The following is a 10870-nucleotide window of genomic DNA, read 5'->3' on the forward strand; positions in this document are numbered from 1 at the left end:
CATGGCCACCCGACGTACCAAGAAGCCCGTGTCCCCGGTCGCGCTTGTGGGCGCCGGTCCCCGTGATCCGGGGCTGCTCACGGTCCTCGCCGTGGAGACTCTCACCGCTGCCGACGTGGTGGTCGCCGACCCGGACGTACCGTCCGAGGTGGTCGAGTCGCTGTCGGCCGAGGTGCTGCGGATCGGTGACCTCGACGCCCCGAAGCCGGTGCGGGACGCGGAGGCCGCGACCGCCGCGGTCGTCAGCCGGGCACGGGCCGGGGACAAGGTCGTCCGGCTCTACGCCTCGGACCCGTGGCTGACCCGGATCGGCGCGGCGGACGCGCAGTCGCTGGCCAAGGCCAAGATCCCCTACCGGGTGGTTCCCGGTGTCTCGACCTCCGCCGCGGTCGCGACCTACGCCGGTGTCGCGCCGGGCAGCCCGGTCACCTTCGCCAGCACGTCGGGTGTCTTCTCGTCCTCGGGTTCGGTCGCCTCGGCCTCACCGTTCGGCGTCGGCGACCCGGTCGGCCCGCTCACCCCGCCCCCCTTCGGGACGTCCCGCCTCGGCGGCCGGTCGATGCCGAGCCTCGGCGGCGGCCCGCTGGGCGTGGGCGGCGGCTTCGGCGCGCCCCTCGGCCTGGGCACGCCTACCGGCTTCGGTGGTCTCGGCGTGCCCACCACACCGGGCGACGTCGACTGGGGCGCGCTCGCGCAGGCCCCCGGCACGCTGATCGTCACCGCCGGCCCCACCGAGATCGGCAAGGTGGCGACCGCGCTGGTCGAGCACGGCCGCGCCGGTGACACCCCCGTCGCGGTCACCGTCGACGGCACGACCACCGACCAGCGCACCGTCACCTCGACCCTCGACCGGATCGAGGCCGACGTCGCGCCGATGCTCAACGCCACCGCGAACCCGCCGAACGAGGTCATCATCTCCGTCGGCCCGGTCGTCGCGACCCGGGCGAAGCTGTCCTGGTGGGAGACCCGCGCCCTGTTCGGCTGGACGGTGCTGGTGCCCCGGACGAAGGAGCAGGCGGCGATCCTCTCCGACTCGCTGCGCGCCCACGGGGCGAGTCCGCTGGAGGTGCCGACGATCGCCGTCGAGCCGCCGCGGACGGCCGCGCCGATGGAGCGCGCCATCACCGGGCTGGTCTCCGGCCGCTACCAGTGGGTCGCCTTCACCTCGGTGAACGCCGTCAAGGCGGTGCAGGAGAAGGTCGAGGAGCGCAGCCTGGACGCCCGCGCCTTCGCCGGCGTCAAGGTCGCCGCGATCGGCGAGGCCACCGCGGACGCGCTGCGCGCCTTCGGTATCCGCCCCGACCTGGTGCCCGCCGGCCAGCAGTCCAGCGAGGGCCTGCTCGAGGACTGGCCCGAGTTCGACGAGTCGCTCGACCTGCTCGACCGGGTTCTCCTGCCGCGCGCCGACATCGCCACCGACACCCTCGTCGCCGGCGTCAAGGACCGCGGCTGGCAGGTGGACGACGTCACCGCCTACCGGACGGTGCGCGCCGCGCCGCCGCCCGCGCCGATCCGCGAGGCCCTCAAGGGCGGCCGGGTCGACGCGGTGGTCTTCACCTCCTCCTCCACGGTGCGCAACCTGGTCGGAATCGCCGGCAAGCCCCACGAGACCACCGTCATCGCGGTGATCGGCCCGGCGACGGCCGCGACCGCCCAGGAGCTCGGCCTGCGGGTGGACGTCCAGGCGACCGAGGCGTCGATCCCGTCGCTCGTCGCGTCGCTGGCGGAGTTCGCCGCCGAGCACCGCGAGGAGCTCGGCAAGGTCGGCCCGCTCGCCGCCAGGCTGCCCAAGCCGCGCCGGGGTTCCCGGCGGTGATCGCGGGGCCCGGGCGGTCGGCCGTCGGTTTCCCCGTGGCGCGCCCGCGGCGGCTGCGCCGCGGGGCCGCGCTGCGGCGGATGGTGGCCGACGTCCGGCTGCATCCCGCCGACCTCATCCTGCCGATGTTCGTCCGGGAGGGTGTGCCCGAGCCGGTCCCGATCTCCTCGATGCCCGGCGTCGTGCAGCACACCCGTTCCTCGCTGCGCAAGGCGGCGGCCGAGGCGGCCGCGGCCGGCGTCGGCGGCATCATCCTGTTCGGCGTGCCCGAGCACAAGGACGCCCGCGGCTCGTCCGCCGACGACCCGGCCGGCATCGTCCAGCTTGCCATCGCCGACCTCGTGTCCGAGGTCGGCGGCGACACGGTGATCATGGCCGACCTCTGCCTGGACGAGTACACCGACCACGGTCACTGCGGCCTGCTCACGGCCACGGGCGAGGTCGACAACGACGCGACCCTCGTCCGCTACGGCGAGATCGCGCTGGCCCAGGCCGCCGCCGGCGTCGAGATGATCGCCCCCAGCGGCATGATGGACGGCCAGGTCGCGGCGATCCGCACCGCGCTGGACGGCGGTGGCCACACCGACATCCCGATCATGGCCTACTCGGCGAAGTACGCCTCGGCCTTCTACGGCCCGTTCCGGGAGGCCGCCCTGTGCGCCCCCCAGTTCGGCGACCGGGCCGGCTACCAGCAGGATCCAGCCCGCTCGGCCGGTGAGGCGCTGCGCGAGGTGGAGCTGGACCTGGCCGAGGGCGCGGACGCCGTGATGGTGAAGCCCGCCCTGGCCTACCTGGACGTCCTGCGCGCGGTCGCCGACTCCGTGGACGTCCCGGTCGCCGCCTACCAGGTCTCCGGCGAGTACGCGATGGTCGAGGCCGCCGCGGCCAACGGGTGGCTCGACCGCGACCGGGTCATCATGGAGACGCTTACCGCCATCCACCGGGCGGGAGCCGACATCATCCTCACCTACTGGGCGGCCGAGGTCGCGGAGCGGCTGGCCTCCCGCCGCTAGCCTCCCCGCCACCAGCCTCCGGCCGCCGCCAGGTTCGGGCCGCGGCCGGGGGCGTTGGTCAGAGGCGGCCGGTCAGGGTGTAGCCGGCCTCCTCGACGGCGGCCTGGACGGCCGCGTCGTCCAGCTCGCCGGTGCTCGTCACGGCCACCCGGCCACTGGGAGCGTCGGCGTCCACGGACGTCACCACAGGCAGCCGCGAGATCTCCTCGCTGACCGCCGCGGCGCAGTGCCCGCAGGTCATCCCGGTGACGCTGTAAGTGGTCACGATGCTGGTGACGGACATGGCGACGCCTCCTCGCGATGCTTTCGTCCGAACGGTTCCCGATACCCACCGAACCCTACGTCCATACCCTCCCCCCGTAGGGTTCTCCGCCGCGTCACACGGACCACAAGGAAAACGGCAAGCACCACCCCACCCCACCACCCCACCGCGGCCCAAACCTCGACTCAGGTTTAGCGTGGCGGGTGAATGAGTCCATGGACTCATTCACCCGCCACACATCGGGCCGCCCGGCCTGACCGGAGGCCGGTTTGGTCAGAGGGAGCGTTGGTAGGCGCGGAAGGCCTGGGTGGCCAGGGCGGTGGCGGTCAGGGCGGTGGCGGTCAGGGCGGCCACCCGCCAGCCGGCCAGCGCCCAGTTCGGGTCGGCGGCGATGGTCTCGCGCGCCGCCGAGACGGCCCAGTCCAGTGGGTTCGCGAGCGCGATCGGCCGGATCCAGCCGGGCAGCAGGTCGCGGGACATCATCGCTGTCGAGAGGAAGGTCAGCGGCAGCGCGAGGAAGTTGGTCGCCGCGACCAGTGACTCCTCACGGCGGACGAGCAGCGCCAGCGCCATGGACAGCGCGGCGACCACGGTGCCGAGCGCGATCGCGACCAGGACCAGCACGAGCAGTCCGACGGCACCGCCCCCGTAGTCGGTTCCCAGCGCCCAGCCGAGCAGCAGGATGATCACCGTCTGGACGGTCGTCAGCAGGGCCTGGTAGGCAAGACAGCCACCGATGATCGCCCAGCGGCTGGCCGGGGCGGCGAGGATCCGGTCCATGACCCCGCGCTCCATGTCCGTGATGAAGCCCATCCCGGCCCAGCCGGCGCTGAAGAACGCCGACATCATCACAACGCCCGGTGTCAGGTAGTCGAAGTAGGAGCCGTCGCCGAATCCGGGTATGTCCGCGACTCCGCGGAACAGCGACCCGAAGAGCGGCAGCCACACCACGGCCTGGACCAGGCTGATCGACAGGTAGGCCGGCTGGCGCAGCAGCGCGCGCACGTTGCGCACGAAGAACGCGGCGAGCTGCCCGCGCCCGGACACGCGGGCCGGCCTGGCGCTCCCCGCCGCCGGTCCCGGCAGCACGGAGCTGCTCATCGGACGTCCCCCTGCCCGGTGCCCGAACCGTGCTCGCCTGCCGTGCCCGGCTGGCCTGCCGTGCCCAGTGTGCGTGGGGTGTCCGGCGTAGGCGGGGTGTCCGGAGGGTTCGCGGCGGCGTCCGGATCCCCGGAACGGGCTTCGGGCCGCATGCGGCGCCCCACGTGGCGCAGGTAGACGTCGTCCAGGGAGGGCCTGGCGATCGTCGCCGACGCCACCGCCAGCCCGGCGCCGTCCAGCGCCGCGATGACCGCCGGCAGGGTCGCGGCGCCGCCGGACACCCGGCTGCGTACCTGTCGGCCCTCGACGGCCACGTCCAGCACTCCGGGGACGGCGGCGAGGAGCTCACGAATCCGGGCCGCCTGCTCGGCGCCCTCGTGCGTCCGGTCGCCCTCCGGGTGGGCGGCGAGCTCGAGGTTCACCGAGTCACCGCGCAGCTCGCTGCGCAACGTGTCGGGACTGCCCTCGACGACCACGCGCCCACCCTCGACGATCGCGACCCTGGCTGCGAGGCGGTCGGCCTCCTCGAGGTAATGCGTGGTCAGCAGGATGGTCAGCCCGTCGGCGGTGAGGTCGGCGATCTCCCGCCACATGGCCGACCGGGCCTGTGGATCCAGGCCCGTCGTCGGTTCGTCGAGGAACAGGACGGACGGACGGTGGACGAGGCCGACGGCGACGTCCAGCCGGCGCAGCATCCCCCCGGAGTAGGTGCGGGCGAGCCGGTCGGCAGCGGCGCCGAGGTCGAAACGGTCGAGGAGCTCGTCGACCCGGCGGGTCAGCCGGGGGCCGCCCAGCCCGTAAAGGCGGCCCTGTAGCCAGAGGTTCTCCCGGCCGGTGGCGTCCAGATCCGTGCCGGATTTCTGGGTGACCAGGCCGATCGACCGGCGTACCAGGCCGGGATCGCGGCGGACGTCGTAGCCGGCGACGCTGGCCGTGCCCGAGTCCGCGCGGGACAGCGTGCTCAGGATTTTGACGGTGGTCGACTTGCCGGCCCCGTTCGGCCCGAGCAGGCCGAACACTGTTCCCGCCGGAACCGTGAAGCCGATGCCGGCCAGGGCCGGGACGGGCTGGGCCCCGCGTCCTCGGCCGGGGTACGACTTACGCAGGTCGGCGACAGTTATCGCCGCGGTCGGGTCGGGCGGGCTCGCGTGCCGCCGGTGTCCCTGCCGCCCGTGCCTGGGCTGCTGGCCCGCGTCCCGTGTTTCTGTGCTGCTTGGTACCGATTACTCGCCGCCGAGTATCAGGGTTCGGATGGCTGAAGGTCAACCGCCGTTCCTGGGATAGCGGGGAGTCGGGCCGGTGGCCCGTGTGGGGAAGGTCGCCTAGGACAACCGCGCCTATCGATCATCGGTGCGGGCGGAGGCACCCCGGGCCCGGTTCCGGCATTATCAGGACATCCACCGGGCCCGCAAGGTCCGCCGGGCGCCCGTCGAGTTCGCGGCGGGGCATACCATCGTCCCTGGCGGCCAAGCAAGACCCGGGCAGATGAAGGATTAGGGTCTGGTTCGTCCCCGGCGCGCAGGTGCCGGTTCGGGACGAAAGTTGGTAACCGGAGCCGCCGCCGGTGGGCGGCCGGGGCAGACCCCCGTCCGCCGGCGGCCTCGGTCGGTGCCGACCGCTCCGGCCCCGCGCCCGCTCCCGCTCTTGGTGCCGGATCCGCGGCAGCGCCCGCGCCGGGCGCGGGCTCGCGGCGAGACCTGCGAGGATCGGGGGCATGGTGGTTCCGTCTACCGCACCCGCATCCGATGATCTCTTCCGGCGGGCCCAGCGGGTCGTCCCCGGCGGGGTGAACTCGCCGGTGCGTGCCTTCCGCGCCGTCGGGGGCACTCCCCGCTTCATGACCTCCGGGTCCGGCCCGCGGCTCGTCGACGCCGACGGCCGCACCTACGTGGACCTTGTGTGCTCCTGGGGTCCGATGATCCTGGGCCACGCCCATCCCGACGTGGTCCAGGCGATCACGGCGGCCGCGGCCCGGGGCACCAGCTTCGGTACGCCCACCCCCGGCGAGGTGGAGCTCGCGGAGCTCATCGTCGAGCGGGTGGCCCCGGTCGAACAGGTGCGCCTGGTGAACTCCGGCACCGAGGCGACGATGAGCGCGATCCGGCTGGCCCGGGGGTTCACCGGACGTCCCACGATCGTCAAGTTCGCGGGCTGCTACCACGGGCACGTCGACGCGCTGCTCGCGGCGGCCGGCTCCGGGGTGGCGACCCTCGGCCTGCCCGACACCCCGGGCGTCACCGGCGCGGCGACCGCCGACACGATCGTCCTGCCCTACAACGATCTCGCCCTGGTCGAGGCGACCTTCGCCGAGCGCGGCGACACGATCGCGGCGGTCATCACCGAGTCCGTCGCGGCGAACATGGGGGTCGTCCCGCCGCTGCCCGGTTTCAACGCCGGCCTGCGGCGCCTGTGCGACGCCCACGGCGCCCTGCTGGTGTTCGACGAGGTGATGACGGGGTTCCGCGTCTCCCGCACCGGCTGGTGGGGCCTGGAGGGCGCCGTGGAGGGCTGGGTGCCCGACCTGTTCACCTTCGGCAAGGTGATGGGCGGCGGCCTGCCGGCCGCGGCCTTCGGTGGCCGGGCGGACGTGATGGCCCGACTGGCCCCCGCCGGCCCCGTCTACCAGGCCGGGACGCTCTCCGGGAACCCGCTCGCGGTGGCCGCCGGGCTCGCCACGCTGCGCGCCTGCACCGACGAGGTCTACGCGACGGTCGACGCGCGCGCCGCCGACGTCGCCGGCATCGTCTCCACCGCCCTGAACGAGCAGGGCGTCCCGCACCTGCTCAACAGCGCTGGGTCGCTGTTCAGCGTGTTCTTCACCGACGCGACGACGGTCATCGACTACGCCGGCGCGAAGCGGCAGGCGAGCGAGCGCTATGCCGCCTTCTTCCACACCATGCTCGACGCGGGGGTCTACCTTCCGCCGTCGGCCTTCGAGGCGTGGTTCGTCTCGGCGGCGCACGACGACGAGGCGGTCGAACGGATAGCCGCGGCGGCACCGGCGGCCGCCCGGGCCGCGGCGGCGGTGGCGGTGGGCGCGGCGGTCGCGGTCGGCGGGGGGGCCGTGTGAGCGGGCCGGAGGTCACGACCGTGCACCTCGTCCGGCACGGCGAGGTGTTCAACCCGAGCAAGGTGCTCTACGGCCGGCTGCCCGGCTACCGGCTCTCCGAGACCGGCGAGCGGCAAGCCAAGATCACCGCCGAGTACCTGGCCGGCTTCGATGTCGCCGCGGTGGTGGCGAGCCCGCTGGACCGGGCGCAGCAGACGGCCACCCCGATCGCGGCGGCGCACGGCGTGCCGCTGCAGGTCGACCCGCGGCTGATCGAGAGCCGCAACGCGTTCGAGGGCAGGACCTTCGAGGCGGGCCCCGCGGTGTTCCGCTATCCGGCGATGTGGAAGCTGCTGCGTAACCCGCTGACGCCGTCCTGGGGCGAGCCGTACACGGAGATCGCCGGGCGCATGCTCGGCAGCGTCGCCGAGTGGCGGGACGCCCATCGGGGCCGGCACGTCGTCCTGGTCAGCCACCAGCTTCCGGTGTGGATCGCCCGGCGCGCGCTGGAGGAGCAGCACCTGTGGCACCGCCCGGACCGGCGGCAGTGCGCGCTGGCGAGCGTCACCTCGGCCGTCTACGTGGCCGGGGAGCTCCTCCGGGTGGAGTACAGCGAGCCCAACGGGCCCACCGCCAACGCGCCCGGCTCCGTGGGCGCGTGAGGGCCGGCCCCCACCGCGTCGGATGATCCATCCAGCCCTGCGCCTCCTGCGGTGCCCCGTCTGCGCGGCGCCCCTGGCCGACCCGGCGGGTGCCGTGCGGTGCGCCGCGGGGCACTCCTTCGACGTCGAACGGTCCGGCTACCTGAACCTGCGTACGGGCCGGGCCCGCCGGGTGTCCGGGGACACCGCCGAGATGGTCCAGGCCCGGGTCGACTTCCTCGGGGGTGGCCACTACGCGCCGCTCACCGCCCGCCTGGTCCAACTTGCCGCGGCCCGAACGGGGGGCGGGCGGACACCGGCCGATGCTCCGCCAGCCGATCACCCGGCGGTCAGTGATCCGGCGGCCGGTGCTCCCGAGCTCGTGCTGGAGATCGGCGCCGGCACCGCCCACCACCTCGCGGCCGTCGTGGACGCGGGGCCGCGGCGGCTCGGGATCGCCGTCGACGTGTCGAAGTACGCGCTGCGCCGCGCGGCACGGGTCCATCCGCGAATCGGTGCCGTGGCCTTCGACGTGGCCGACCGCTGGCCGCTGCCCGACGCGTCCGTCGACGTCCTGCTGGACGTCTTCGCGCCGCGCAACCTCGCGGAGATGCGCCGGCTGCTGCGGCCGGGGGGCACGCTGCTCCTGGTCACACCCGGAGAGGGGCACCTCGCGGAGCTGCGGGAGCCACTCGGGCTCGTCGGCGTCCAGCCGGGCAAGCGGGCACGGCTGGCGGACGAACTTTCCGGCCGGTTCGCCCAGCTCTCCTGGGAAACGTTGACCCGTACCCTCCAGCTCGGCGTGGACGAGGTCGTCGACGTGGCTCTCATGGGCCCCACCGGGCATCACACGGGCGCGCCCGAGCTGCGCCGGCGCCTGGCCGCGGTGTGGCCCCCCGGCCGGGCCGCGATGGACGTCACCGCCTCCTTCGTCATCGACCGCGCGCAGGCGCCCGAGGCCTGACCTGTGGCGGGCCGGCGTTGCCGGAACCGGCGTTGCCGGCACAGCCGGCCCGGTGTGCGGTCCCGGTGTGCCGGCCGGGCTGGAGCGCCTGGATCGCGTCAGTGCCACGGGGCCGAGTCGAAGGTCCTGGGACGGACGTCCGGGGCCTGTGCGGCCAAGCCCTGACGCGTGCGGCTCACGGGGCACCTACTCTGGAGGGCGTAGTTCTACGGTTGGTCGTAGAAGGTCGGCGATGCCGAAAGGAGCGGGCTCATCCTGGGCTGGGAGCGGGACACTGGGCGGAGACGCCGCGTGATGGCCGTGGTCGCCGCCGTGCTGCTGGTCGGCGGCGGGCTCGCGGCCTGCTCGGCGAACGCGAGCAAGGTCGACGCCACGGGTGGCGGGGGCTATGGATTCGTTCAACAGGCACCCGGGCAGGACTTCGTGCCCGCCGCGGACCGCCGTGAACCGCCGGGGATGTCCGGCGCGACGCTCGACGGGAGCCAGCTCGACCTCGCCTCGCTGCGAGGCAAGCCCGTCGTGGTGAACTTCTGGGCCTCTTGGTGTGCCCCGTGCCGGGCGGAGACCCCCGGTCTCGTCACACTCGCCGGCAGGAATCCGGACGTCGCCTTCGTCGGGGTGAACGAGAAGGACAACGCCTCCAGCGCGAAGGCGTTCACCCGCGACTTCAAGGTCGTGTACCCGAGCATCGTCGACCGGCTCGGCACGCTCGCCGCCGGTTGGCCGGTCGCCCCGGGCCTGCCGTCGACGTTCGTCCTCGACGCGGACGGCCGCATCGCCGCGCGCTTCACCGGTGGCGTGCTGCCGGCGGAGCTGACCACCGTGCTCGAGCGGCTCCGGACGGAGGTCTAGTTCCGGATGGGTGTCGTGGACGTCGTCACGGACGGCCCGCTGCTGCTGGCGGCGCCCGTCGCGGCTGCGGCGGGGCTGCTGTCCTTCCTGTCGCCGTGCGTGCTGCCGCTGGTCCCCGGCTACCTGTCCTTCATCACCGGGTTGTCCGGCGAGGATCTCCAGCGCCGTCCGGCGCAGACAGCCTCCGCCGGCTCCGCGGCGTTCGCCGCGACCGCGGAGCCGGGCGAGCCCGCCGCCGCGCCGATGGCTGCCGCCGGAGCGCCCGCGGCTGTCGGAGCGCCCGCCGCCGCAGGCGTGTCAGGCATGTCAGGCGCGGCCGACGTGGGTGGCCCCGCGCGGGGGTCCGGTGCGTTGCCGGCCGTCGGCGTACCGCCGTCCGGCGGTGCTGCGGCGGCCGCCGGCGGGCAGCCGTCCGCGCTGGTCCGGCGGCTGGGGGAGCTGCGCAGGGTCGGCCGGGTGACCGCTGGAACCGGGCTGTTCGTGCTCGGTTTCAGCGTCGTGTTCGTGACGTACGGGGTGGCGTTCGGCGGCCTCGGCCAGTGGCTGAACCTGCACCAGGTCGGGCTCAGCCAGGTGCTCGGTGTGGTCACGATCGTGATGGGGCTCGGCTTCGCCGGAGTGTTCTCCCAGATGTCCTGGGCCAACCGGGAGTGGCGCTTCCACCGCATGCCCAATCCCGGGCTGCTCGGCGCCCCCGCGCTGGGCCTGCTGTTCGGTCTCGGCTGGACGCCGTGCATCGGCCCGACCCTGGCCGCCGTGCTGGGGCTCGCCGCGCAGAGCGCGACGGCCGGGCGCGGCGCGTTCCTCTCCGCCATGTACTGCCTGGGGCTCGGGCTGCCCTTCCTGGCTGTCGGCCTGGCCTTCCGCCGGGCCGCCGGTGCCCTGCGGGTGGTTCGCCGCCACGCCCGACTCCTCGCGCTGACCGGCGGCGCCCTGCTGGTGACGGTGGGCGTTCTGCAGCTCACCGGAGCCTGGGCCGACCTTGTCGCCGAGCTGCGCCCCTACGCGCCCGGATTCTCGGAGACGCCCCTGTGAGCACACGTCCCACCGCGCCGTCAGGACATGTCGACGGGCTGCGCCCGGACGATCCGACGGTCCTCGAGGCCCCGGAGGCGTTCGACCCACCGGCTCCGCGAGCGTCGTCGCGGGGCCCCCCCCCCGGGCCCGGGGCC

Annotated in this window: 10 protein-coding genes; 7 read left to right on the forward strand and 3 right to left on the reverse strand. The window is 74.2% G+C overall.

Annotated elements, in window-relative coordinates; all coding sequences use genetic code 11:
• Position 1 precedes the first annotated feature (1 nt).
• Positions 2–1816: a bifunctional uroporphyrinogen-III C-methyltransferase/uroporphyrinogen-III synthase gene (locus AC559T_RS13225; protein ID WP_112104682.1), complete on the forward strand. Its 1815-nt coding sequence runs from the start codon at positions 2–4 to the stop codon at positions 1814–1816.
• A complete protein-coding gene (gene hemB / locus AC559T_RS13230; protein WP_112104681.1) occupies positions 1813–2829 on the forward strand; it encodes a porphobilinogen synthase in 1017 nt (338 codons plus the stop codon). The genes AC559T_RS13225 and hemB overlap by 4 nt, the downstream gene beginning before the upstream one ends.
• 58 nt (positions 2830–2887) lie before the next feature.
• Here the strand turns inward: hemB and AC559T_RS13235 are convergent, their stop codons facing one another.
• The 3 genes from AC559T_RS13235 to AC559T_RS13245 form a co-directional block, all read right to left on the reverse strand.
• The gene (locus tag AC559T_RS13235; RefSeq protein ID WP_020463551.1) at positions 2888–3112 is read right to left on the reverse strand and encodes a heavy-metal-associated domain-containing protein; all 225 of its coding nucleotides are present in this window, start codon (positions 3110–3112) and stop codon (positions 2888–2890) included.
• A 252-nt stretch (positions 3113–3364) separates the two neighbouring features.
• Positions 3365–4192 carry an ABC transporter permease gene (locus AC559T_RS13240; protein WP_498868886.1) on the reverse strand — a complete coding sequence of 276 codons (828 nt, stop codon included), beginning with the start codon at positions 4190–4192 and terminating at the stop codon, positions 3365–3367.
• On the reverse strand, positions 4189–5313 hold the full coding sequence (locus tag AC559T_RS13245; RefSeq protein WP_498868891.1) for an ATP-binding cassette domain-containing protein: 1125 nt from the start codon (positions 5311–5313) through the stop codon (positions 4189–4191). Before AC559T_RS13245 ends, AC559T_RS13240 begins: the two co-directional genes overlap by 4 nt.
• Positions 5314–5906: 593 nt before the next feature.
• On the opposite strand from AC559T_RS13245, the gene hemL reads away from it, so the two are divergent.
• From hemL to AC559T_RS13270, 5 genes are all read left to right on the forward strand, one after another.
• Positions 5907–7262: a glutamate-1-semialdehyde 2,1-aminomutase gene (hemL, locus tag AC559T_RS13250; protein ID WP_112108480.1), complete on the forward strand. Its 1356-nt coding sequence runs from the start codon at positions 5907–5909 to the stop codon at positions 7260–7262.
• Positions 7259–7903 (forward strand): histidine phosphatase family protein, encoded by a 645-nt coding sequence (locus AC559T_RS13255; protein ID WP_112108479.1) that lies wholly within the window; start codon positions 7259–7261, stop codon positions 7901–7903. The genes hemL and AC559T_RS13255 overlap by 4 nt, the downstream gene beginning before the upstream one ends.
• 22 nt (positions 7904–7925) lie before the next feature.
• Entirely contained in the window at positions 7926–8846 is a 921-nt protein-coding gene (locus tag AC559T_RS13260) for a putative RNA methyltransferase (RefSeq protein WP_498868887.1), read from the forward strand.
• A 294-nt stretch (positions 8847–9140) separates the two neighbouring features.
• Positions 9141–9698 (forward strand): TlpA family protein disulfide reductase, encoded by a 558-nt coding sequence (locus tag AC559T_RS13265; RefSeq protein ID WP_498868892.1) that lies wholly within the window; start codon positions 9141–9143, stop codon positions 9696–9698.
• A 6-nt stretch (positions 9699–9704) separates the two neighbouring features.
• Positions 9705–10733: a cytochrome c biogenesis CcdA family protein gene (locus AC559T_RS13270; protein ID WP_498868888.1), complete on the forward strand. Its 1029-nt coding sequence runs from the start codon at positions 9705–9707 to the stop codon at positions 10731–10733.
• Positions 10734–10870: the final 137 nt, after the last annotated feature.

This window comes from Frankia sp. Hr75.2 (assembly GCF_949319125.1).
In the GTDB taxonomy this organism is placed as follows: domain Bacteria; phylum Actinomycetota; class Actinomycetes; order Frankiales; family Frankiaceae; genus Parafrankia; species Parafrankia soli.

Bases quoted from the DNA above. Each gene is read 5' to 3' on its own strand.
- AC559T_RS13225 (WP_112104682.1), top strand. From the start codon at position 2: ATGGCCACCCGACGTACCAAGAAGCCCGTGTCCCCGGTCGCGCTTGTG.
- AC559T_RS13235 (WP_020463551.1), bottom strand. From the start codon at position 3,112: ATGTCCGTCACCAGCATCGTGACCACTTACAGCGTCACCGGGATGACC.
- AC559T_RS13240 (WP_498868886.1), bottom strand. From the start codon at position 4,192: ATGAGCAGCTCCGTGCTGCCGGGACCGGCGGCGGGGAGCGCCAGGCCG.
- hemL (WP_112108480.1), top strand. From the start codon at position 5,907: ATGGTGGTTCCGTCTACCGCACCCGCATCCGATGATCTCTTCCGGCGG.
- AC559T_RS13260 (WP_498868887.1), top strand. From the start codon at position 7,926: ATGATCCATCCAGCCCTGCGCCTCCTGCGGTGCCCCGTCTGCGCGGCG.
- AC559T_RS13265 (WP_498868892.1), top strand. From the start codon at position 9,141: ATGGCCGTGGTCGCCGCCGTGCTGCTGGTCGGCGGCGGGCTCGCGGCC.
- AC559T_RS13270 (WP_498868888.1), top strand. From the start codon at position 9,705: ATGGGTGTCGTGGACGTCGTCACGGACGGCCCGCTGCTGCTGGCGGCG.